General features: G+C 47.9%; 22 protein-coding genes. 1 reads left to right on the plus strand and 21 read right to left on the minus strand.

All coding sequences use genetic code 11. The features are described 5' to 3' along the window. Window positions 1–336 precede the first annotated feature (336 nt). The 18 genes from hisB to DWX59_RS07685 form a co-directional block, all read right to left on the minus strand. Window positions 337–930, minus strand: coding sequence for an imidazoleglycerol-phosphate dehydratase HisB (hisB, locus tag DWX59_RS07590; RefSeq protein ID WP_117557721.1), 594 nt, complete (start codon window positions 928–930; stop codon window positions 337–339). A gap of 13 nt (window positions 931–943) precedes the next feature. Further along, a complete protein-coding gene (locus DWX59_RS07595) occupies window positions 944–1,669 on the minus strand; it encodes a GntR family transcriptional regulator (protein WP_117557723.1) in 726 nt (241 codons plus the stop codon). 98 nt (window positions 1,670–1,767) lie between these two features. Continuing rightward, complete coding sequence (locus DWX59_RS07600; RefSeq protein ID WP_165643039.1) at window positions 1,768–2,292, minus strand: hypothetical protein; 525 nt, start codon at window positions 2,290–2,292, stop codon at window positions 1,768–1,770. 118 nt (window positions 2,293–2,410) lie between these two features. Beyond that, window positions 2,411–3,250: a beta/alpha barrel domain-containing protein gene (locus DWX59_RS07605; protein ID WP_117557727.1), complete on the minus strand. Its 840-nt coding sequence runs from the start codon at window positions 3,248–3,250 to the stop codon at window positions 2,411–2,413. A gap of 11 nt (window positions 3,251–3,261) precedes the next feature. After that, window positions 3,262–4,827 (minus strand): PTS sugar transporter, encoded by a 1,566-nt coding sequence (locus DWX59_RS07610; RefSeq protein ID WP_117557729.1) that lies wholly within the window; start codon window positions 4,825–4,827, stop codon window positions 3,262–3,264. 347 nt (window positions 4,828–5,174) lie between these two features. Further along, a complete protein-coding gene (locus tag DWX59_RS07615; protein ID WP_235844953.1) occupies window positions 5,175–5,525 on the minus strand; it encodes a TetR-like C-terminal domain-containing protein in 351 nt (116 codons plus the stop codon). A 507-nt stretch (window positions 5,526–6,032) separates the two neighbouring features. Continuing rightward, complete coding sequence (locus DWX59_RS07630) at window positions 6,033–7,274, minus strand: metal-dependent hydrolase family protein (RefSeq protein ID WP_117557731.1); 1,242 nt, start codon at window positions 7,272–7,274, stop codon at window positions 6,033–6,035. 65 nt (window positions 7,275–7,339) lie between these two features. Further along, the gene (locus DWX59_RS07635; RefSeq protein ID WP_117557733.1) at window positions 7,340–8,404 is read right to left on the minus strand and encodes a proline racemase family protein; all 1,065 of its coding nucleotides are present in this window, start codon (window positions 8,402–8,404) and stop codon (window positions 7,340–7,342) included. 41 nt (window positions 8,405–8,445) lie between these two features. Beyond that, window positions 8,446–8,871, minus strand: a complete 426-nt coding sequence (locus DWX59_RS07640) for an aconitase X swivel domain-containing protein (RefSeq protein ID WP_117557735.1) — start codon at window positions 8,869–8,871, stop codon at window positions 8,446–8,448. Beyond that, window positions 8,859–10,124, minus strand: a complete 1,266-nt coding sequence (locus tag DWX59_RS07645; protein WP_117557737.1) for an aconitase X — start codon at window positions 10,122–10,124, stop codon at window positions 8,859–8,861. The genes DWX59_RS07640 and DWX59_RS07645 overlap by 13 nt, the downstream gene beginning before the upstream one ends. After that, the gene (locus DWX59_RS07650; RefSeq protein WP_117557739.1) at window positions 10,121–11,686 is read right to left on the minus strand and encodes a BCCT family transporter; all 1,566 of its coding nucleotides are present in this window, start codon (window positions 11,684–11,686) and stop codon (window positions 10,121–10,123) included. Before DWX59_RS07650 ends, DWX59_RS07645 begins: the two co-directional genes overlap by 4 nt. Before the next feature lie 29 nt (window positions 11,687–11,715). After that, window positions 11,716–12,318 (minus strand): YitT family protein, encoded by a 603-nt coding sequence (locus tag DWX59_RS07655; protein WP_117557741.1) that lies wholly within the window; start codon window positions 12,316–12,318, stop codon window positions 11,716–11,718. Between the two features lie 4 nt (window positions 12,319–12,322). Next, the gene (locus DWX59_RS07660; RefSeq protein WP_235844955.1) at window positions 12,323–12,706 is read right to left on the minus strand and encodes a RidA family protein; all 384 of its coding nucleotides are present in this window, start codon (window positions 12,704–12,706) and stop codon (window positions 12,323–12,325) included. A gap of 232 nt (window positions 12,707–12,938) precedes the next feature. After that, a complete protein-coding gene (locus DWX59_RS07665; protein WP_117557743.1) occupies window positions 12,939–15,020 on the minus strand; it encodes an acetate--CoA ligase family protein in 2,082 nt (693 codons plus the stop codon). A 37-nt stretch (window positions 15,021–15,057) separates the two neighbouring features. Continuing rightward, window positions 15,058–15,597, minus strand: coding sequence for a 2-oxoacid:ferredoxin oxidoreductase subunit gamma family protein (locus DWX59_RS07670; RefSeq protein ID WP_117557745.1), 540 nt, complete (start codon window positions 15,595–15,597; stop codon window positions 15,058–15,060). Then, window positions 15,590–16,348 (minus strand): thiamine pyrophosphate-dependent enzyme, encoded by a 759-nt coding sequence (locus tag DWX59_RS07675; RefSeq protein WP_117557747.1) that lies wholly within the window; start codon window positions 16,346–16,348, stop codon window positions 15,590–15,592. Before DWX59_RS07675 ends, DWX59_RS07670 begins: the two co-directional genes overlap by 8 nt. Window position 16,349: 1 nt before the next feature. Next, entirely contained in the window at window positions 16,350–17,435 is a 1,086-nt protein-coding gene (gene vorB, locus DWX59_RS07680; protein ID WP_117557749.1) for a 3-methyl-2-oxobutanoate dehydrogenase subunit VorB, read from the minus strand. A gap of 20 nt (window positions 17,436–17,455) precedes the next feature. After that, window positions 17,456–17,668, minus strand: a complete 213-nt coding sequence (locus DWX59_RS07685) for a 4Fe-4S binding protein (protein WP_117557751.1) — start codon at window positions 17,666–17,668, stop codon at window positions 17,456–17,458. Between the two features lie 228 nt (window positions 17,669–17,896). Here DWX59_RS07685 and DWX59_RS07690 point away from each other — a divergent pair, with 228 nt between their 5' ends. Further along, a complete protein-coding gene (locus DWX59_RS07690) occupies window positions 17,897–18,676 on the plus strand; it encodes an IclR family transcriptional regulator (protein ID WP_227117010.1) in 780 nt (259 codons plus the stop codon). Between the two features lie 114 nt (window positions 18,677–18,790). On the opposite strand, the gene DWX59_RS07695 is transcribed toward DWX59_RS07690, so the two are convergent. From DWX59_RS07695 to dcuC, 3 genes are read right to left on the minus strand one after another with little or no spacing between them, the layout of a single operon-like run. Further along, window positions 18,791–20,056, minus strand: coding sequence for a dicarboxylate/amino acid:cation symporter (locus DWX59_RS07695; RefSeq protein ID WP_117557755.1), 1,266 nt, complete (start codon window positions 20,054–20,056; stop codon window positions 18,791–18,793). A gap of 44 nt (window positions 20,057–20,100) precedes the next feature. Next, window positions 20,101–21,300, minus strand: coding sequence for a MalY/PatB family protein (locus tag DWX59_RS07700; protein WP_166460191.1), 1,200 nt, complete (start codon window positions 21,298–21,300; stop codon window positions 20,101–20,103). Between the two features lie 36 nt (window positions 21,301–21,336). Then, window positions 21,337–22,608: a C4-dicarboxylate transporter DcuC gene (gene dcuC / locus DWX59_RS07705; RefSeq protein ID WP_117557759.1), complete on the minus strand. Its 1,272-nt coding sequence runs from the start codon at window positions 22,606–22,608 to the stop codon at window positions 21,337–21,339. Window positions 22,609–22,831: the final 223 nt, after the last annotated feature.

Here is a 22,831-nt window from a genome sequence, read left to right on the forward strand (position 1 = left end):
CCTTAATAGTAATTATTCTTAATTAGGATTATATACCAATAAGAACCATATGTCAATAGCAGACTGCTGCAGGAAACAGAAAAATCATTTATTGCGGAAGTAAAAAGACCATATAAAGATAATATATAAAGAAAGAATACGCCGTCAGGCAGAGCGCTCTCCTGGCGGCGTATCCTTTCTTATAAATAACATATCCGGATCATACAGCAAAATGGGCCAACGAACCTCTTATCAGTGTTTAACCAACCAGCTCATCCGTGCACCCTTCTTTTATTTGGAACAATGTCTGCGTTTTTATGGAGCCCTTAGCTATCAAACCCTTACATATCAAGTCCCCTATAATACGCCCTTGGTTGACCAAACGGACCCGTTCAGCCGTTCCTCATGCATGGTCGCCATATCAAGGGCTTTACCAAACGCCTTAAAGCTGCTCTCTGCAATATGATGATTATTCACCCCATCCAACTGCTTGATATGAAGGTTCATAAATGCAGAATATGACACGGCATAAAAGAAGTCATGAATCATCTCTGAATCCATTCCGCCTATCCGGGGGACCGTGAATTTTGCATCATATGAAAAGTATGGCCTGCCGGACAGATCAATGGCACAGAGTACCAATGCCTCATCCATGGGAAGGATTGCGCTTCCGTATCGTTTAATTGCCTTTTTTTCCCCGATTGCCCTTTTTATTGCTTCTCCCAATACAATCCCGCAGTCCTCCACCGTATGATGGGAATCAACTTCCAGATCGCCTTTGCAGACAAGGTCCAGGTCAAATAATCCATGACGTGCAAACCCATTGAGCATATGGTCAAAAAAGGCTATACCTGTCTGAAGATCACATTTGCCGCTCCCATCAAGGTTTAATGTCAGGGTGATATCTGTTTCCCTTGTAATCCTGTTAATTGTTGCAATCCTAGGTTCCATTTTATCCTCTCTCCTATCTTGGTAATATAGCCGAAAAGAAATATTTTTCTCCAATATAATAGCACTCCACAAAATATAAGGGTGTTTCGTCCTCCAGCCGTGTGGTGCATTCCATTTTCAGGACCGGTGAATCGTGATTCAGCCTTAAACTTTCCTGTATCACGGAAGACGGAAGGTCTGCCTCCAGCCTTATCTTCCCATTACCCAATTTATAATGGTAAACCGTTTCATATATTTCATATAATGAACTGCGGTCGTCCAGATATTTCTGCATATCAGGACATAATTTCTGGGGCACATAAGCAATTTCATATGCCATGGGTTCCCCGTCGCCCTTTCTTATCCTGGTTATTTTATAACACTTTTCCTCTTTACCGATTTCCAGCTCATTGATGATATGCTTATTTGAGATTGTATTCAGTTCAATGGAAACAAATTCGGAAGAAGGCTCTATCCCTCTTTTCCTCATCTGTTCGGAAAAGCTTTCCAGGCTTGAAAGTACATAATTGGATTTCTTATATTTGACAAATGTCCCTACCGCTGTCTTTTTGACTATATAGTCTTCATTTTCCAGCTTGCCGAACGCCTTACGTATGGTATCCCGGCTCACCCCATACTCCTGCTGGTACTCCTTCTCTGTCTTTAATTTCTCTCCCTGCAGGAATACCCCCTTTTCTATCTTATCTTTTATATCCTGATAAACCGATAAATAACGGAATTTTGTTGAACTGTCATCCATCCCTGTCACCTCTAACGTATTGTTAGATATATCATAACAAAAAAGGATTTTTACTGCAATCCAATCTTATCCCCGCAATACTGCTTCTCCTGCATGTTTCAAGCCCTTGCAGGGGAATATGCCATTTTAAGCGCCCGTCCAAAGGAATAAAACACCCTTTCACAATACCTGTCACTAAAATCATAGGTATCGAACTTCAGGCATAGCGATGCCCTGCCGGACAGATTCCCAAAGAATTTCGTGATGGAACGGCTGTCTTCTTTTATGCTGTGGGCAACCATTTCAAAGACCCAGTCCGTCCTGCCCGGAAGCATGAGCTTACAGCTGGTGGGGAAAAAGGCATCATCTGCAATCCCGCTTCCTGTCCCGCCATACTCTTCCAGTTCCATACACTGCTTACAGACAGCTTCAGCAAATAAATCCCCCATGGCTCCCATCAGTTCCTCCCCGCCAATATCCTTGCTGCATATGAGCTTCAAATCAATGGAGGATGCTTCTGCAAAAGATTTCAGGCACATTTCAAGAAAGGGATTATTAATCCCCGCCTCACATCTGCCGCTCCCCTCCAGGTTCCATTCCATAACCATCCCGTTGCCATCACTTTTAACTGTTATCGTCTTCATTCCCATCTCTCCTTACAATGCACATGCCCGCCGGATTCATTTTAAAAGTAAATCCGTATATGCAGATATGCTAATGGAAATACGCCTTCCATTAGCATATCGGTAAGCAACTCTTATATTAAAGGTTCAAAAACTCCTGTACGGCACCTGCCACCGCTTTCCCTGCCATCTTGTCAATGGAGGTCCCGATTACCAGGATATTTACGCCCGTATCCTTGAATGCTTTAAAGTTATCCAGATTAATGCCGCCTTCTGCCAGCGTGGGTACATGAACAGCCTCCACCATGGCACACAGTCTTTCCTTAAGGAATGGATGGATTTTCCCTGCCTCCACCCCTTCATAGCTCATCCCTGTCATCAGGCCAATCATGTCGGTTCCAATGCCCTCCATCTGTTTTGCGACCTTTGCCACTTCCTCCGGCTGTTCTGCCGAAATACCAAATGTATGTAAATCCGTGGGAAGCCCGATGTATGCATCCACGCAGAGTCCATATCTGTGGGCTGTCTGAACCAGCTGTTCCAAATCATGAAGGCTGGATTTATGTGTATGCAGTCCGTCGGCCCCGCTTCTGGACATCATGAGGAAGTCCTCATCCGTCAGGGGCGTTGGCAGGATTTCCGTGAAGCCGCCCGGTATACCCACCGTAATATATACATCGTTTCCAACCACGCTCCTGACACCGCGGGTAACCTCTGCCATCTGTGAAACAGTTATCTCATGGCGGATTTTCTCTGCTTCATGCATGGAAGTAACGCCTTTATATCCTCTGGCAAGGGCCAATGCCGGATGGTTCGGTTCCAGCATACTCACGCCTGCATCAACCACGGCCTTTGCCATCCTGGCATCATCACCTGTGATTCCTGTACTGAGGATTGTATGTCCATTCCCTTTTTCCAACGCCCTCTTTACCTTATCCATGCTGAACTGCATTTTTCTGTCCATATCATTTTGAAACATCTTGTACTCTCCTATTCTTCTATTGCTTTATTTTTGTCAACCGTATTGCAGATTGCAGTAAATACAAACGCTGCCGCTGCTGCAAATACCATGCAGATGATTGCCTGTATCACCTTGTCGTTGGACATGAACGGGGCAAGGAAACACGGAACATATGCCGTACATTTCACATCCAGGAAACCGATCAATAATCCGGCCAGGGTGGAGGCCGCTATGGTAGAAGCAAAGACCTTCTTGCTGGAAAACATAAAGGGATAAGCAGCTTCGGCAAACGTCCCGAATGCCAGGTTAATGATAAGGTTAGGGATGCAGGCAATCCGGTCGCTCTCTTTGCGCGGCCGTACAATATTCGCCAGCTGGATGCCGGCGCAGACCATGATTAGTCCGCACAGGTCAATACATCCGAGAAAGCTGTATCCCGTGGCCTCCATCTCCAGCAGGATAATGGGCAGGATAGCCGCATGATAGACGCCGCCGATGATTGCAAACCAGATTGCAAAACCAGCGATACCGCCTGCAAGGATTGCATTGTAGTTCAGGGCCCAGTCAATTGCCATTTTTATCATATTGCCCACCCAGCCAGCTGCCGGCGCTACCAGGTACATGCCAGCAAGGCCAGATATCAATCCGGCAAATCCGCCTGCTGCAATATTGGCCGTGGTTCCCGGGACTTTATATTTGAAGCACAGCGTAATGATATAGTAGGCCAGAATACCGGCAATGATACCCACGACCAAGCCGCCTATGATCCCGCCGTCTACCGACAATGCGCCACCCACAATACCGGCTACTATACCAACCTCATCCAGTCCCGAAATCTGCTTTGCAGCAATGGCAGCAAGGACGATGGGTAAAAAGCCCACCAATGTATTAAATATATCTTCCAGGCCAGCCAGCCCCGGTATCTTGCTTAAAGCAAGGCATAGTGCCATTGCAATGAATCCCGGCATGGAGGCCATCATGATTCCACGGAAATTAATCCGCTTCCACACGCTGCCTTCCTGGACCTTTGAACTGCCGGAGGAGCCGATGATTGGGCTGTACTTCAACTTCCACTCTTTTGAAAAAGCTGAGACTGCCGAAATTGCCCTGGTGCGGTTCGTCGTACCTGTTGTACCGGAAGCAGCGATTACCCTGCATCCCATTGACTGGGTATTGGCCATGGAAGTTCCTCCAGTGCCTGCCAGCGGTATCTTTTTTTCTGCGGCTGCCTTCAAAGCCTCTTTATTTGCTCCTTTGGGATCGCAGCTCATCAGCATGATGCCATCAATTTTATCCTCACGTATGAGCCTGGCCAGCTCTTCATCATTTTTCCTTGATAAGCCGTTAATCTCTTGAAGTGTCATCTCTTCACTGCATTTGACTGAATTTTCCCCATCCAGTGTCCACAATCTGGCCTTTGCATCCATTGAGATGTTATCCATGGTCGTGTTCGTCCCAATGAACTGTATATAAGCAACTTCAATCCCCGCGGATCCGGCTTGTACAAAGATTTCTTCCATCATCTTCTTTGGATCATTACCACCTTGATTGTACAAATTCCCGCCGCTGCTTCCGATAATTGCAAGCCGTTTCATCTTACTCCTCCATTCGTTTTTGTTCATAGTTAACTATGTATATAGGATATCATATTGTACGTACATTGTAAATCGACTTTGTTTATAGTTTTCATTGTCTTATATTGTATAATTTGCACAATATATATCGGTTTTTTCGTGCATTTTTTATCATTTGTACGCATACTTATGGAGACAAATGTATGTATATAAATGTATCTTTCTATGGTTTGTCAATGATTTCCTGATTGCACGCCCCGCAAATATACGTATATTCTACATGGATATTATTGTTTCAATCAACCCAAAAATCCCCTGGTCCACTGCCTGAACCAGGGGATAATACCCAGGTGTGTCTAACCCCCGCCCTAACATTCATGATTCAAAATCCTCAGGAACTCATCTGCCATTGCCTCCGGCTCTTCTTTCATGCCGTTTTCCAGCCAGCAAAGCATTATGTTATAAAATGCCCCGGGATAATAGTACAGCTCATATTTTAATATGGAGCTGGCAGACATATCGCCGTGGGCTTCGATTTCACAGTCAGTAATCACATCCAGCAGCGTGGTTGCTGCCTTTGCATGATGGAACGCCAAGACAATCCCGGCATTTTCCTGATAAAACCGGAACTTATACAGCACTGCCTTCGTGCTGAAGGATGATATCAAACCATTCGAACAAACAGCGGTACGGTTCTTCCGGCGGATTCTTCCGCTCATGAAACTGGTGAATTTTCCCCATGGCAACCAATCATTCCCGGTCCTTGCGCAGGATGCTTGGGTTAAAACGCGGGGATAAAGTCGTAATGACATTGGTTCTTGGCTATTCCGGCGTGACCTATCACCGGACCGCACAAAAGGAGCCGGCTTCTGTCCGGCAGTTTTAGCAGGAGCCGGATTGAATGTCCGGTATGAATTGAATGTCAGATATAAACAGAACAGCAGCCCTATGCCGCGCTGTGTATTGCCTAATAAGGATGAAAAACCGGCTGCAAGTAATGCAATCCCCATAACAACCGGCGCCGCCTTGCCCCAAAAAGGAACAAGCAGCCCGCCTAGCTGGGCAGGCGCCGTACTCTTTGTTCCCGACGGATGAAGGACAATGGCACCCACCAGAAGGATTGCAAACGTAATCCATGCCAGTCGTAAAAAAACCGCCCGACTTCATACAAAAAGCCAAGCGGTTTCCCGTTATTAAAAGTATATCGGCCTGGTACTTCCAACCTTTTACAGCCGTTTCTTTATAAAGTCCCCCTCTTTCATGATTACGTCCATATGATCAACTGTAAGTTCCCTTATGTTTCTCAGCGGATTTCCATTGATAATCAGCAGATCGGCGCTCTTTCCCACTTCAATGGAACCAGTCACATCATCTACACGAAGTACTTTGGCGCCATTTAATGTGGCGGCCACAATGGTATCCATCTCACTGATGCCGGCGCATTCCACGAAAGCGTGGAGTTCTCCTACTGCCGTTTCCCCATAAGGTGTCATCTGTGAATTGAATGAATCTGAACCAATGGTCAATAGGATTCCTTTGTCCTTTGCCTTCTTAAGATTTGCATAAATACGGTTCAAATCCTTCTCAGCAACGGTCTCACCCGGATACTGGTCATGAAGCTTCGGATCATATTTCGGAGGAAATGTCGTCAGCCAGGCAGGCATGAAATTAATGGTAGGGCAGAGTGCAATTCCCTTTTCAGCCATCAGGTCAAGTGTCTCTTCATCCAGGGACTGGCCGTGGATAATCAAATCCACGCCAGCCTTCACGGAATTATATGCACTGCCAAAACAGTGTGACCAGACAGGAATATGCCTCATTTTACACTCATCCACAACCGCCTGTACCTCTTCCATGGTATAGTGCTGGTCCATGGCAGTCTCCCATCTCCAGATACCGCCGCCTGTTGCCCAGATTTTAATGGCATCGGGATTTTCACGGAGCCTGCGCCGGACGGCTTTTCTCAAATCCCACGGACTGTCCACGCACTCACCCCATGGATGGCCTTCCAGGTTCCGTTCAATGGAAACCTTATGTGAGTCGCCGTGTGAACAGGTAGCGCAGAATCCTCTTCCAGTTGCCACCACACGTGGTCCTTTCATCACCTTTGCTTCAATCATATTGCGGATGTGTATGCCGAACAGTGAGACTTCCCCAACTGTGGTAAGCCCTGCTTCCAGACACTCATGGGCCTGCTGCACAGCGACCACCGCTTTCTGAAGATTGTCTTCCGTAGGCCAGTCTGTATCATTATCCGTCAAATTTCCCGAAAAATGGAGATGTGCGTCAATCAGTCCCGGCATGATGGTCTTTCCGGCAATATCATGTATTTCATATCCGTCCGGAATCTCCCTACCGCTGCCGGCATACGTAATCTTGTCATCATCCACAAGGACAAGGCAATCACTGATGGCTGCAGCTCCTGTTCCGTCAATCAGCAGTCCGCCCCGGAACGCATGTCTACCCATAATCTTCCTCCTTAAATCGAACCTTTTTTTAATCAATCTGCCCATTTATACCATGGGCGGAATCATCATGCCCAGATATCACCGATTGTAAAGCCTTCTGTAAATGGGTCAGTTGGATCCAGTACAAGGTTTCCATATCCATAAATCCAGGATTCACCGGCAATCGTCGGTATGACTGCCTTATGCCCGCCAATCTCAGTCTCCTCTACCAGCTCGCCCTTATAAACAACACCCAGTAATCCCTGATGGCGGAATGTCTCATTCAACTTTAATTCGCCTTTTGCGTACATGGCTGCCATCCTTGCACATGTACCAGTTCCACAAGGACAGCGGTCCAAGGCACCAATCCATGTGGACGGATTATCAAAATCAACTGCTCCGCTGGCAACCGTCACCGCATTCCTGATATCAGCCCTTGGATCATCTGTAGGACCAAATAACTGGGATATGGTGATACCCACGCCTGGATAATTAGGATGTTCTACCGGAAGCTGGTCCTGGGCAGCCTTTAATATCAGTGAGGAAACACGCGTGATTTCACGTCCCATCTCCGGTGTCAGCTCAATCCACGGGAACTGGCGTACATCTGCCATGGCATAGAACATACCGCCCCACGCAACATCCACTTTAACCTTCTCAACACCATGTCCAATGTGGGGAACTGTGATTTCGGTGTCTGTATATACTGCAAAGGCGGGAACATTTTTAAATGTAACCTCTGTGACTTTTCCGTTCTCACATTTTGCCTTGATTCCAATCAGTCCGGCCGGTGCTTCCAGCTGGAACTCCGTATACGGTTCTTTCATCTCAATCATTCCCGTCTCCAGAAGGACCGTGGCAACGGAGATGACATTGCCCCCTGACATCATGGGGTATTCCGTCTGCTCCATGATGATGAAGCCTGCAGCAGCATCCGGGTGTTTTGGCGGGACAATGATATTACAGCACATTGGGGGGTACCCCCGGGGCTCGCGCAGCAGGAACTTACGCAGTCCGTCATTGTATAGTCTTAAATATTCCTCCATCTCATAAACACTGTTGCCCGGTATATGCCCCACTCCGCCTGTCACGACGCGCATGGGCTCCCCATCATGAGTCTCCACAACATTGATTACTCTTTTAAAACTCATTTCCCTTCCTCCTTCTACTTGATTATGTGCTTCTTTATCATTTAATAGTATATATCGATTTCATCCCTGTCGGCAAAGAATTCCACCTCTCTGGCGCCTTCCAGCTTTGCATAGTCCTCTTCGCTTATATTTACCACGGGTATGTCCACGTTATAGAAACGTTTGGCGATAATCGGTCCGGTAAGCACAACCGGGTCACTGCGCAGATTGATGATGGCGGCAGGCGCACAGCCTGTACGCACCTGCTCCAGGATAATCAGCCCTGTGCCGCTACTACCCTTTGGTGTGGTAAATGCCAGCACCTTGCCGGACATGTTCTTCTGGTACAGAGCGTGGCGGTTATCTCGGATTACGCCGGTCTGCGGGTCCACAGTCCCCCAAAAACTCATGGGCTCGTTAGCCCAGAGCAGTTCAGCCCTGACATTACCATAGACTGCTGTCTTACATTTTACAGTTATTTTCTCCATGGCTTCTCCTCCTTTACCACCTTGCCCGCAACCGCGGATTCAATGCACTCCCTCATACTTCCGAATACCGGCTGCAGTCCGCGCATAGAGAAACAGTATGTATCAAATTTACCTGAATTCGACATCATGGTCCTGGTTCCCAGATTCTTATTCCTGTACTCCAGGATACAGCCATCGCAGTATATCTCCACCCCAAGGCGGGTCAGCCGCTCATACAGGCCGCTGTCCTTTAAACGGTCATTCACGCTTCTGGGGGTAATCAGCCAGAAGTTCACATTGTCATGAACCCTTCTGCCATGGAGCAGTTCCTCAATCCTGGCGCACTCATTGTAAGAGCAGTGGGGACATCCCAGTACAACGGCATCCAGGTCCGTCACATCCGGATTGGTAATCTGCCTCTCCGCATCGGCCAGGTCCGACAGATGGATTTCCACCACTTCTTTTGGTTTCCTGCCGTTAAATGCCTGTTCCTTAGTCTGGGCCTCCGGCGTGACCCCTATCATGTGGAACAATGCAATCCCGCCGGAGGAAGCAGCGGTAGCGCTGAACTGCTTTAAAATCTCATTGGTGATTCCCTTTGCCGGCATCCCCTCCAATGCCCAGATACGGTCTGCCACAATGGATCCGTAGGCATAAGAAACCAGGTTGAAAATATCTTCCTCCTCAAAATACTCCGGTCTGATATCATCCCCCAGCTTCACAAGCCCCTCCGCATACCGGTTCTCCGGTACATGCAGGCCGAAGTAAGGAACGCGTCCGGCAATGCCGCAGAGCAGTTCCAGCGGACCCGCGTAACGGTTGGTGCGGGCTCCGATGATTGAATTGTAATAGCAGATTACATTGGATTCCGCACTGGCAAACTGCTGTCCAAAGGATGGAGCCACACCGATATGATAAGGGGCGCAGGACCATGTGGGGATGGCTCCCATCTTCACGTGGGCCGCTTCTATGCGGCGGGTAGCTGCCATGGTTTCCACATCATGCTTCTGCCGGTCCCAGAGATTGATATCACATGCGGTTGCATTGGTAGTGGTGGGAACAGCGAATTTCGCTCCGTTGTCAGCCAGATGTTCCGCAAACGCCACCTGCGCTTCGCCGGCATAAACCGTACTGTCATCATGACATCCCACAACCTCTACAAATTCCTCTACATCGTAAAACCTTGCCAGGTCACACAGGGCCTGCATGGCCTGCTGGCGCATTTCCCCATGTTCCCCGTCAAGCATTGCTTTTTCATAATCAGTCAGTCTCATTCCTTCTCCTCTTCTTCCGGAGTTTCAATATAGCCGGAGTTTGGTAAATAGAAACATTTCTTTGCATATTTAAACAGTACAATCGCACATAGGATCATTACAATGCTCTGCAGCAGCCCTACCAGGGTGAACATCCCCTTCACCGAGTTAATGCCTCCGGTGGCAACCAGTGTGTATGCAGTGCCTCCCAGTATGCATCCAACCAGTATTTTCTGCTTCTTTGGCGCCTCATCTTCAGCGGAAAGACCATTTACGGACAGTGTGGCTGCCACGGATGCCATGGGGTCTGCCAGGGTACAGAAGCTTAAGGTTACGGTGCACAGGAACAGGACCGTGATAATCTTGCTGAAAGGCAGTGTCCCGATAATCTGGAATACCGTTGCCTGCATGCCGGCGCTGCTTACAGCTTCCCATACATCCAGTGTTCCGGAGGTCTGCAGGTAAATGGTCTGACCGCCAAACACGCCAATCCAGATAATACAGAATATGGACGGGACAAGAATCTGAACCAGCATGAAGGTCCGGACCGTGCGGCCTTTTCCCATACGGGCAAGAAACATACCGATAACAGGCGCGTATACGATGAAGGAAGCCCAATACTGGACAATCCAGTCCGCAAACCATTTATCATGGGAAGCCATCGCATTGGCCATGGTAGTCTGTGTTCCCCAGTTATCCACAATGAAACCGATGGCTTCTGAAGAAATCTTTGTGATGAACTCGGTATTTCCAAATACGAAGACATATGCCAGCAGGAAAAAGAAGAAATACATGCAGGCGGAGGATACCAGCTTAAGCCCTTTTCCAATACCGGAAACACAGGAAAGGACAAAAATCGCTGTGACAAATATTGCTGCAAACAGCCATGTTACCGCTGACTGAGGTATACCAAACGCAGCCTCCAGTCCGGCGCCAATCTGCATCAGCCCCACGCCCATGGAGTTGGATGTGGCTCCCATAAGACAGAAGATGACGATTGCGGCCACCAGTGTATTCAGCCATTTGATTTTTTTACCGGTAGCACACTCCACAATGGAATTAAAAGATAAACTCTTTTTCCTGTTGTAGCAGATGATTGCAAATGCAGCCCCGCAGATGGCATACATACAATACTGGACAAAACTCCAATCCCACATGGCCTGGGCCACGGCGAAGATTCCGGCCCTGCGTGTACCCGGGTCACCCATTGCCACGGGAGTCGCCATAAAGTGGAAAATCGGTTCGCCCATGGCCCAGAACAGAAGGCCCGTGCCGATACCGGAACAGATGGACATGGCGCACCAGGATGCCATGCTGTATTCCGGTTTTGCATCTTTACCGCCGATAACCACATCGCCGTACCGTCCGATTAGGAACACGACTGCAAGAATAATGAATGTAAGAGAAATAAGATTTATGTAAGCCCCAAAGTAATCCGCCATCCCATACAGAAGCTTTGTCATCAAAGCCCCAACCTGTTCCGTCCATATAATACCTGCAAGGATAAACGCAACAAGGATGACAATTGCTGGCCAAAACGCCCATTTATTGATTTTCAGATTATCCGTAGTTTTATTCTCCATTTTTTAATTACCCCCTCCTGATTTAAAACCTATCTTTTAACTCGCTCTACCCCTTTATAAGAATATATCATATCAATTGCTTTTGAACAGACCAAAGTATAAACAACAGAGTACAGTAACCCGGTAAAACTCTTAAGCAGAATGGAACCTGCAAGGATAACCGTGGTATCCATGATAAATAATGCGTTTCCCATATTCATTGCAGGATGCTTCTTCTGAAGGATTCTTCCAATGGCGGTCGTCCCGCCCATGGTCCCGCCTGCCCGCATCAGAAGGCCGGCCCCAATTCCCATCAGGACACCGCCAAGAACAGACAACAGCAGTCCATGCTGCGAAAGAATGGCCGGAAAGAACGGCAGCCACCAATCAATTAATATGGAAGTACAGACGATAATGAAAATCGTATACATCAGTATCTTTTTCCCAAAACACATGGTGCATAAAATCATGATTGGCGCATTGCATATCAGGTTGACCACGCCGATGGGTACTCCCAGAAGATTATGTGCAACCACCGAAACGCCAAGGACGCTCCCTGGAACAATATTCACCGGATTGATTAAAATTGCAGACAATGTATATAGGATACAGCCTATGCTGAGTATTGCTGCTTCTTTCCACAACCCGTTCATCGCCTTATCCTGCAAAGGCAATCATGGATGCCTCAAGCGGCACATCCCCCGGAAGCGCGGCTACCTGCACGCAGACGCGGGTGGGTTTATGTTCGCCGAAAAACTCTTTGTATGCCTCATTAATCACGCCGAAATCCTTTAAATCCTTAATATAGACATCCACCCTGGCAATGCTCTCCCTGCATCCGCCTCCTGCTTCCACAATGCTTAAAAGATTATTCAGGACCAGGGTAGTGGCTTGTTTGATTTCAAATACATATTCGCCATCCTTTGTAAGCGGAATCTGTCCGGATGTGATGATCATGTCCCCATACTTGCGTCCATGGCAATACGGCCCCAATGCCGGTGATGCTTCCGGACTCACTAGTTCTTCCAGTTTCATCTTCATAGACTTTTACCTCTCATTCTTTTTATTTGTTTCATATTTTATTTTATTGTTTCACTTTTTGTTATTATATATCATATAATACGACCATGTGTGCAATTTGTCAATAATTAGTTTCAAACTTTTTATGTGTTCGTCATTATTACCAAATGGATATACGGTTTTTGGTGACAATATCCAGGGGGGCATAAATTGGCGGGGAAGGCAGGTTCATCCCTGCCCTTCCCCCTTACCCTCAGTCATCATACAATACTAATAATGCATCGGCGATGGCTGCCCCGTCTTCTGTGATGAATACAGGGTTGATGTCCAGTTCCTTTACCTTATCCTTGCCTTCTGCCGCCATCTCACTGATTTTCACAAGTAAATCCGCAAGGGCCTCTTTGTCGCAGACCGCGCCTCCCCGGTAGCCGCCCAGCAATGGATAGGATGCAAGGCTTTCTATCATATCCATTGCCTGTTTTCCGGTAAGGGGCGCCGGAGCCAGAGCCACATCTTTAAACAGTTCCACAAACACGCCGCCCATCCCTACCATGATCATAGGCCCAAAATCCCTGTCATTGTTCACGCCGATGATCATTTCCGTGCCGTATTTAAGCATGGGCTTAATAAGGACGCCTTCCAGCTTTGCGTCCGGGGCATTTTTCGCGCAGTTGTCCATGACCGCGGCAAATGCAGCGCGCAGTTCTGCCTCGTCCCTGATATTCAGCTTCACCCCGCCCACGTCCGATTTATGCTGGATATCCCTGGAATGTATTTTAACAGACACGGGATATCCCAGTTTTCCTGCTTCCTCTGCAGCGGCATCCGCTGTTGCCGCAATAGCCTGAGGAGGAATCGGAACGCCGTGGTCACTGAGATAGTTCAGGCTCTCAAACTCGCTTAAGCTGTGGGAACTTCCATGCTTTTTCTCCGGAACCGCGGGTTCCATGGGTTCGAATGTGCGCACGGCAAAATCCAGTATCTTTTTAAGCGCGGTGCAGCCATAACGTCCGGTGGGAAGCAGGGGCGTGCCCGCGGCCTTCAGGATGTCCGCGCTTTCCTGGTGCCTTGTGTGCTCGATGAAGGGAATCCAGAACACTGGTTTCAGCGCCTTGTCCCGGCGCGCAATGGACACTGCCTCAACCATATGGGTAATGGTGTCATCCCAGATTTCAGGGGTGATTGTATATGCCACCACGATGGCGTCCACGCCCGGGTCCTTAGAAATCGCTTCCATGGCCTGCACCATCACAGGCGTGTTGTAGCCGATGCCGGCCGTCATATCAAAGGGGTTGTTCACGGAGCCATAGTCCGGAACCAGGGTCTTAAGGTACGCCTTTGTCTCCTGCTGCATTTCCGCCAGCTGGATGCCGTATTCCTCGGACAGGTCGGCCATGACGCCGGCCTCGCCGCCGGACACGTTCATGAACACGCAGCGTTCCCCCTTTGGCAGTTCTTCCAGCCATGAGAATGCCGCCGCAAGACTCATAAGTTCCTCCAGGTCGCCGGCCTCCACGACGCCATACCGTTTAAACACGGCCCGCAGCACCTTGTCTGCCCCGGACAGGGAGCCTGTGTGTGACTTGGCCAGCTCCTGCGACTTGGCGGAACGCCCTGTCTTTAAGACCACCACCGGTTTCTTCTTCAGGGCAGCTTTCTGGAAGGCTGCAACCAGCTTCTCAGGCTTTGTGACGCCTTCCATGTATGCGGCCACCACCTTGGTATCCTCATCGTCCACCAGGAAATCCAGATAATCCTCCACCTTCACATTACAGGAATTGCCTGAGGATATCACATGGCTGAAGCCCATGTTGGGGCTGTCCAGACCGCCTAACACAATCTGTCCGCTTTGGGAAATCATACCGATATTGCCCCCGCGCTCGCGCTCCTCCACCAGGAAGGCAAATGCAAAGATCCCGTCCACAAAATTGGCGAAACCCGCGCAGTTCGGCCCCATGACGGCAATGCCAAGGCGGTCGGCCGCCTCCACCAGTTCCCGCTGGCGCTCCCTGCCCTCCGGCCCCACTTCACCGTAACCGCTGGCAAATACAACCGCGCCGCCGCAGTTTTTCCCCGCTGCTTCCTCAAGCAGCGGGATGATTGTCTTCTGAGGGGTGCACAAAATAACCAGGTCCACATCCCCTTCTATCTCTGAAAGGCAATGATAGGCGCGGCGGTTGAATATGGTATCCCTGCCCGGATTCACAAGATAAAGCTGGTCCAGGTTTTTGGAGAATTTAAGATAGTTTCTGGTGGTATCACCGCCGAATCCGGCCTTTTCGCTTGCGCCCACAATCGCAATGGTTCTTGGTTTTAATAATTTATTAAGATTCATTCCGAACCCCTTCCTCCTGTTCCATTTCCATTACAGATCAGCAGATCCTCCCTGCTTTCTCATATCCTGTTTCAAAACACTGCACGTTCTTCTCACTGGGTATGCCCTTGTGGTCAAAGTAATCCTTAAGCGTATCAGAGAACTGCTGTTTATCCATCATCTGTGTGGCCGCAATCATGGCGCCCATCATAACCAGGTTGGCGCCCCTGGTATTGTTAAGTTCCGCGGAAATGCCCATGGCATCCACCCCGAACACCTCCACATGGGAAGGATACTCCCTTTGGCTGAACAGCGACTGATTGATAATGACCTTGGCACCGTCCGCCACCTGGCCAATATATGTATCGTAGGCATCCTCGTTCATGCACACCAGGACGTCCAGCGTATCCGGGTAGGGGCTGCCGATTTCCTCGTCGGATACCACCACGCGGCAAAGGGCGATGCCGCCGCGCATCTCTGCGGAATACTCGCTGGTCCAGCTTACATTCTTACCATTCTCCGCAGCAATCTGAATCAAAATCTTACCGGCTGTCAGGACACCCTGACCGCCAATTCCTGCAAACATTATATCAGCCATTTGCTACACCCCCGTTATTTGTATGGTCCACGTATACCTTTACCGGAAATACCTTTTCATTTTCTTCTTTCAGTTTCTTCATCGAGTCCACCGGAGTCATCTTCCAGTTGGTCGGACACGGCGACAGCACCTCAATGATGGAAAACCCTTTATCGTTCATCTGGTTCTCAAATCCCTTTTTAATCATCTTCTTTGTCTCATTGATGTGCTGGGGATCGTAGAGAGCGCCCCGGGCAGCGTATTCAATGGGATACTGGCTGATAATGTTCAGCATGTCAAATGGCTGACCTGCAACCCGGTCATCCCTGCCCTTCTTGCTGCTGGTTGTCTTATCCCCCACCAGGGTGGTAGCAAGGCACATCTGCCCTCCGGTCATGCCAAAGATCCCGTTGTTCACCACAATCATGGTGATGGGCACGTTTCTCTGCGCCGCAAAGCACGTCTCCGAAAGTCCGATTACATAGGAACATCCGTCGCCGGCATGCACATATACATTTGCCTCCGGGCGCACCCTTTTGATACCTGTGGCAACAGCGGCGCAGCGTCCGTGGGGACCTGCAATCCCATCGCAGTTCAAGGTGTCGATGGACCAGTAGGCGCAGGCGATATCCACCACCTGAACGGTCTTCTCCACAATTCCCAATTCCTCACAGCATTCCGCAATCAGTCTCTGTATGATACCATGTCCGCAGCCGCCGCACCAGCCTACCTGCTGATTGATCATTTCCGGTTTTGTTAACTTCACAGCCATATTAGTAAACCTCCAGTTCCTTTTCTTTTCCTTCAAGTACCCGTTTGCAATAGTCCACGATTCCCTGTGTCTTAGGAACATACTTGGATGTCAGGTAAGCATATACAGGCAGGGAGAATCTGGAAGCCAGACAGAGATCCTGGCCCATCTGCGCGGACAGGCTCATCTCCACAGAAACAAGTCCCTTCACGCTGTCTGGTAAATTTTTAAATGCCTTTTCCGGATAAGGCCATGCGCTGATCAGACGGATCAGGCCAAGCTTCATGCCCTGCATTCTTGCGCGGCGGACCGCTGACTTACATACCCTGGAGGAGATTCCATATGCCACCAGGACCAGGTCGGCGTCATCCACCATGAATTCCTCCCAGCGCTGCTCATTATCATGCATCTCTTTGAACTTATCCCGCATCATGCAGTCATAGGCTTCATAATTCATGGACCGGTCCAGATTGGTCACCTTTACCTTTGGTTCATCTTTTTCCTTATATCCTTTGATAGCCCAGTCAAACTCATCCTTGTCGTGCTCCTTTTCCTCAGGCAGCACCACCTTTTCAATCATCTGGCTGATTCCGCCGTCGCTTAATATAATCACAACCGTGCGGTACTTCTCCGCCAGGTCAAAGGCCAGATATGTAAGGTTGGCGCACTCCTGGACCGAAGCAGGGGTCAGGACAATCTGCCTGGAATCCCCGTGCCCGCCTCCCCGGACCGCCTCCCAGTAGGAATCCTGTCCTTCGGTAATCTCGCCGTCGCCTACACCGTATCTCATTACATCAACAAGGACGGCCGGAAGGTTGTAGGATGCCAGATAGGAAATTCCTTCCTGCTTAAGGTCGTATCCTGGCCCGGACGAACTTGTCATGACCCTTTCCCCGCAGGCAGCCGCGCCCCACAGCATACTCATGCTTGCGATTTCGCTTTCTCCCTGAATGAATACACCTCCTCTGGCAGCCATATTGGCTGACATGTATTCCAGGATCTCACTCTGCGGTGTAATCGGATACCCTGCATAAAAACGGCATCCTGCCCGAAGCGCGGCCTCCGCGATTGCTTCGTTTCCTTTCATAAGCCTAAATTTTTCACCCATGTCTCTTCTTTCCTCCCCTGCTATTCTACGGTACTGATGGTAAATACGTAATCCGGACAGATTGTGTAGCAGCGTCCACAGCCAATACAGGTATCCTCATGAATCCGGATAATCTCATATCCCTTTTTGTTGATTTCCTCCAGCGGTTCAATCGCCTGGACGGGACAGGCGCCCACACAGAGCCGACATCCTTTGCAGAGACTTACATCTGCGCTTGCTTTTGCTTTTGCCATTTCTACCTCCTGTTATTTTGTTTCACTTTTTATATTTTTATTTCATTATTTATTTTATAATTTCATATTATCACCATTTGTACTATTTTTCAAGTGTTATTTTATAATTATTTATTGAAATTTCACTAATCTTTTTTTGCTTGCAAAAGACACCACTTTCTCCTATAATAGTAAATAATAGTGTAACGTCCGTCTCAAAATGCGGCCGTTCAGCGCTAAGGAGGAGTCATGATGGCAGAAGAAACCGTAAAAACAGAGACCATACAGGCCGTTGACAGGGCATTGCAGATCCTGGAAACCATAGGGCGTGTGAACAGTATGAGTCTTGCAGAATTAAACAGGGAAATCAAAGTAAATAAGGCGTCCCTTTCACGTCTGGTGTATACGCTTGTACAGAATGGATATCTTGCAAAGAACGAGAAAAGCGGAGAGTTTTCCCTGACCTTAAAAACATATGAGGTAGGGTTAAACGCAGTACAGAACCTGGACAAACTGTCCCTGATTAAGTCTACCCTGGTGGACCTGAACAGCCGGTGCGGCCGGATTGCCCAGTTTTCCGTGGAAGACAACAACCAGCTTTTATGCCTGCAGAGCATTGGAAAGGAGGCCATGTCATTTTCAGTCTACACCAGCGTAGGCCACCGCTCCCCGCTCTACAGCACCAGCGCGGGCAAAGCCCTGTTATCTGCTTATTCCAATGGGGAAATCATAGAAAAATGGGACCGGATGAACATCCAGTCCCTGACGGAAAATACCTTGACAGACCTGCAGCTGTTCCTGCAGGACATTGGGTTGACCCGGCAGCGCGGATACGCCCTTGACCGGGAGGAAAATGAATACCATGTATTCTGCGTGGGCGCCGTTGTCATGGATTTCTCCAACCGGCCGATTGGCGCCATCAGCATCAGCGGCAGCACCCTTACGCCCCAGGAAGAAAAGGAGGTAAGCAGCATGCTGCTCTCCTCCAGCCGCAAGCTTTCCGGTCTTTTAGGGTATGCGGTACGGTAGGGTGTGTTTGAAAAACCTTAAAAATCCACTCAATGCAAAAGACGCCCATTTTCCTGGACGTCTTTTACTTTTTGGATATTTGCAGGGCCTCGATACATTCCTATATCGTATTTTTCAAAACTTGGTTGACAATGATATTGCATTCCCCCCATGGCTTAAATCTTCTTTTCTGTCAGTCCGCCGTCGTTCCAGCCTGTCAATGATAATCGTGGCTGATATATCTCCTAAACAGTTCACCGAAGTGGTTCCGATATCAAATAACCGATAAAACCCACCTACAATCATAACAATATCTAGCGGTATCCCTACGGCCGCGGCCACCATAATCATATTCATGATGCCTCCGCCGGGGAGCCCTCCATTCGCGCTTGTTATCATAAGCGTCACAAAAACCAGATTCAATATCCGCCCCATGGTCAGAGGAATTCCCATAGCCTGGGAGCTGAATACCATGACTATGCCGCACAATATGGCCGTGCCATCCTTATGGATTGTTGACCCGAAGGTAACACCTAAGCCGGCCACGGAATCCTGAATACCGAAACTCTCTGTGGCCGTTCTCATGGAGACAGGAATTGTAGCATTGGAACTGCATGTACTGGAGGCTACCGCCAGGATAGGAAGCATCTTCTTCAGGAAAGCAAGCGGTTTTACACCGGTTATCACCTGGAGCGGTATACAATCTACAAGAATCAGGTGGATGAGACAGATAACATAAAAAGCAATCAGGATTCTTGCAATTGTCAGCAACATGCTTACGCCATATTTTCCCATACCGGATGCCATAAGAGAGAACCCTCCTATGGGTGCCAGCTTCAGCGCAATCTTTACTAAAGATATCATCATATCCGTCATGGCAAAGAACCAGTCCCTGACAGGCTCCCTCCTGCCCTCCGGAAGCTGCAATATGGCAATTCCCATAAAACAGGATATGACAATGACCTGAATCACATTTCCCTCAGAAAAGGTTTTAAAAACATTGCTGCTAAAAAGGCTTTTTAGGTATTCCACAAAAGAAGGGATTTCTGCCAGCACCACATCTTGAGTCTGTTTTTCAAAGATAAAGTTGTGTCCGATTCCTGAAACGGATGTAATGGTAATTGCCAGTAATACCGCCAAAACCGTGGTAAATGCATAGACTGCAATAAAACGTATACCAATACGCCGGAATGCGCCCGGATTTTCCAATGTGCAGATTCCCTTTACCAGCATACACACCACAATCGGCACCAGAAACATTTTCATGATATTAAGCCAGATATCACCGATAAACTGAAGCTTTGCCGCCGGTTCCCCGATGATAAGCCCAACCATGGCCCCCAGCAGCATAGCAAGCAACATCTTTATCACATCATTCAGTTTGCTTATCTTCTCCCTCATAGTGCCTCCTTGTGCGACAGTCAGCGTAATGCGTGTTTTAAAACTTATTTGAATTTTTCTTCTTCCTGTTTAAATGCATCAATGATACGGTCAAGCCCTTGTGCAACAACAGGCTTTGGCGATGTAAGACAAAGCCGTCCCCACTCGTCTCCGTCTTTATCAGAGAATACAGACCCCATTTTCAACATGACATGTTTGTTTACAATACGTCTGTTCACTTCTGCCCCGCCTAGCTTATATGGACGGAAGTCAACCCAGATACAGTATGTCCCCTCAGGAACAGCTACCTTTGCATGCGGAAGTTCTTTGTGAAGCCGTTCAACCGAATAGTGTATCAGCATGTCAATATACTCATTAAGTTCATCAACCCATTCCTCGCTTTCGTTATATGCAGCCATGACTGCGGAGATACCAAATGGGGTAGAATTCTTTTTCTCCGTGTATTTTGCTTTAAGTTCCGGATCCTGGATGATAACATTTGTCATGGCAAGCCCAGCCGTATTGAAGGTCTTGTTAATCGCGGTTGTCGATATGACGCCTTTTCCTCCAAGAACCTTCATGACCGGCAGGCAGGTGTTGCCTTTACGGATGATATCAACATGGACTTCATCCGACACGATGATGACATTATGAAGCCGGCAAATCTCTCCGATTTTTGTGATTTCTTCCGCAGTAAAGATTCTTCCTGTGGGATTATGGGGCTGAATCAGAATAATCATTGTATTCTTTGGATCTTTAGCTGCCTCCTCGAGCGCATTATAATCAATGGTATAATAGCCCTCTGTTTCAATGAGCTGAACATCTACCTCGTGTCTTCCCAGGGGCTCGATATCTTTTCTGTAACCGTAGCTTGGTACAAGAAGAAGGATTCCGTCCCCAGGCTCAGTATAATGCCTGATACAGTTCTGAACAGCTACGTGTGTACCGTTCATGCAAGGGAATATGTCATCCTTCCCAAAATGCCAGTCACATCTCCTTGCAAACCAATTAATAACCGCATCATAATATGTATCAGGAATTTCTGTATATCCAAAAATACCATGCTCAGCAGTCTTAACAAGCGCGTCAACAACCGCAGGCGGACACTTAAAATCCATATCCGCTGTCTGCATCGGAATCCTGTCTGCCGGAAGCGGATTGCCATAATTATACCTGTCCCTGTTTGATTGAATATCACTCCACTTGCTGCTGTACTGATAAGGTGCACTAATCCTATCAATAATTGAATCGAAATTGTATTTCATAACTGTTTGCCTTTCTTTCATTTAATGTAGTTTTATTTAACGGAGAACAAAAAACATGACATAAAGTACGACCAGATTAATCAGCCAGCCTGGAATCTCTTTCTTTACGATTTCCCCAATGGAGACCCCTGATACCCCTGCCAGAAGAATCATCTGTCCGGCAACAGGAGATAAGGGATTGGACATCTGAGTGACAATTGTTACCATGCCTCCCATATCCAGCATATTGATTCCGAATGCAGCTGCATTTGCTGTTACCGCCTCATTAAAGGCAACTGCCATACCAGTACCTGTGCCTGTTAATATGGTAAGCAGCGCAGGTCCGATGGTAGTTGTAAGCTTTGCCAGTGCCGGAACCCCTGTAAACAATGTAATCATTGCAGCAATCAGTCCAATGCTGGTCATACCTGTTACAAAAGTTTTAGCGCATACAACAACTGAAAATGCACCTTTAAAACCGCTGGCCGCACCTTCCCAGAAGTGCTTCATGACTTCCTTAGGGCCTGTACGTGTAACAACACAGTCAAAAATAGCGCCTATGAGCATTGCATGCTCAACTTTTATCGGTTTGAGCAGTTCGATTTTCGTACCAAGCAAAAGTACCGTAATAGGAAGGAATACAGCTAAGGCGTGTACCGGATTTATCTTGAACGCCTCATCAACTTCTGATTTCTGACCTGCAAATGTTCCTTTATACTGATCAGCTTTGGTAATTTTAATCATAATCATCATGATTACGATATAGACTGCCTCAGTTACCAGTACAGGTACAACTTGATTTGAAACAACATTCATTACATCTATTCCCGCCAACTCTGCAACAAGATTATTACTGGACTGGCTGGGATTCAGTGTCGATGCATAGCAGGAAACATGGAACGCAGCAGCAACTGCTGCCGGATGGTATCCTGCCGCCACCAAAATCGGAATCATAATAGTTCCTAATGAAGCAATGGTACCATTTGCACTGCCAAGCGCAAAATTAACAATTGCAGCGAAAACCATGGTCATTGGCAGGGCCAATGTCTTAGCCCACTTTGTCCTAAGTATCTTTAGGACCGCATGGGTCAGATGATCCGAGCATCCGGTAATCTTACTTACCGCTGCAAATGCAGATGCAGATATGATAGCGTTCATAATGGACGTAGATGCAAGACCATCGCTGTATCCCTGAAGCCCCTCTATCAGGTTCCCCCCAAGAAATGCCATAAGAAGGCCGCTGCATAAAAGCACTACTTTACTGTCAACCTTTCTTACCATCAGCACAATAGCAATGACAAGTATTAACGAACCGATTGCAATATTCATATTGTTCCCCTCTCTTTTGCGAATGAGTCATACCTCAAATCAACTGCATCCATAGTTATATTAACTTGGCTAACCTGTCCGGATCCCCATTAAATTAAATAGCAATTTAGATGACATTATGCGCGCTAATGTTTGAATTATCCAAGCACTTAATTCCTATGATGCAGCAATATTGAGTTTTAACTAATTAAATAGTAAACTCTTTTGTTTTATTTGTAAAATA

The organism is Enterocloster aldenensis, assembly GCF_003434055.1.
Classification (GTDB): Bacteria; Bacillota; Clostridia; order Lachnospirales; family Lachnospiraceae; genus Enterocloster; species Enterocloster aldenensis.

Coding starts and splice junctions, on each gene's coding strand:
- hisB (WP_117557721.1), bottom strand. CDS start 930: ATGGAACCTAGGATTGCAACAATTAACAGGATTACAAGGGAAACAGAT.
- DWX59_RS07595 (WP_117557723.1), bottom strand. CDS start 1,669: ATGGATGACAGTTCAACAAAATTCCGTTATTTATCGGTTTATCAGGAT.
- DWX59_RS07600 (WP_165643039.1), bottom strand. CDS start 2,292: ATGAAGACGATAACAGTTAAAAGTGATGGCAACGGGATGGTTATGGAA.
- DWX59_RS07605 (WP_117557727.1), bottom strand. CDS start 3,250: ATGTTTCAAAATGATATGGACAGAAAAATGCAGTTCAGCATGGATAAG.
- DWX59_RS07610 (WP_117557729.1), bottom strand. CDS start 4,827: ATGAAACGGCTTGCAATTATCGGAAGCAGCGGCGGGAATTTGTACAAT.
- DWX59_RS07615 (WP_235844953.1), bottom strand. CDS start 5,525: ATGAGCGGAAGAATCCGCCGGAAGAACCGTACCGCTGTTTGTTCGAAT.
- DWX59_RS07630 (WP_117557731.1), bottom strand. CDS start 7,274: ATGGGTAGACATGCGTTCCGGGGCGGACTGCTGATTGACGGAACAGGA.
- DWX59_RS07635 (WP_117557733.1), bottom strand. CDS start 8,404: ATGAGTTTTAAAAGAGTAATCAATGTTGTGGAGACTCATGATGGGGAG.
- DWX59_RS07640 (WP_117557735.1), bottom strand. CDS start 8,871: ATGGAGAAAATAACTGTAAAATGTAAGACAGCAGTCTATGGTAATGTC.
- DWX59_RS07645 (WP_117557737.1), bottom strand. CDS start 10,124: ATGAGACTGACTGATTATGAAAAAGCAATGCTTGACGGGGAACATGGG.
- DWX59_RS07650 (WP_117557739.1), bottom strand. CDS start 11,686: ATGGAGAATAAAACTACGGATAATCTGAAAATCAATAAATGGGCGTTT.
- DWX59_RS07655 (WP_117557741.1), bottom strand. CDS start 12,318: ATGAACGGGTTGTGGAAAGAAGCAGCAATACTCAGCATAGGCTGTATC.
- DWX59_RS07660 (WP_235844955.1), bottom strand. CDS start 12,706: ATGAAGATGAAACTGGAAGAACTAGTGAGTCCGGAAGCATCACCGGCA.
- DWX59_RS07665 (WP_117557743.1), bottom strand. CDS start 15,020: ATGAATCTTAATAAATTATTAAAACCAAGAACCATTGCGATTGTGGGC.
- DWX59_RS07670 (WP_117557745.1), bottom strand. CDS start 15,597: ATGGCTGATATAATGTTTGCAGGAATTGGCGGTCAGGGTGTCCTGACA.
- DWX59_RS07675 (WP_117557747.1), bottom strand. CDS start 16,348: ATGGCTGTGAAGTTAACAAAACCGGAAATGATCAATCAGCAGGTAGGC.
- vorB (WP_117557749.1), bottom strand. CDS start 17,435: ATGGGTGAAAAATTTAGGCTTATGAAAGGAAACGAAGCAATCGCGGAG.
- DWX59_RS07685 (WP_117557751.1), bottom strand. CDS start 17,668: ATGGCAAAAGCAAAAGCAAGCGCAGATGTAAGTCTCTGCAAAGGATGT.
- DWX59_RS07690 (WP_227117010.1), top strand. CDS start 17,897: ATGATGGCAGAAGAAACCGTAAAAACAGAGACCATACAGGCCGTTGAC.
- DWX59_RS07695 (WP_117557755.1), bottom strand. CDS start 20,056: ATGAGGGAGAAGATAAGCAAACTGAATGATGTGATAAAGATGTTGCTT.
- DWX59_RS07700 (WP_166460191.1), bottom strand. CDS start 21,300: ATGAAATACAATTTCGATTCAATTATTGATAGGATTAGTGCACCTTAT.
- dcuC (WP_117557759.1), bottom strand. CDS start 22,608: ATGAATATTGCAATCGGTTCGTTAATACTTGTCATTGCTATTGTGCTG.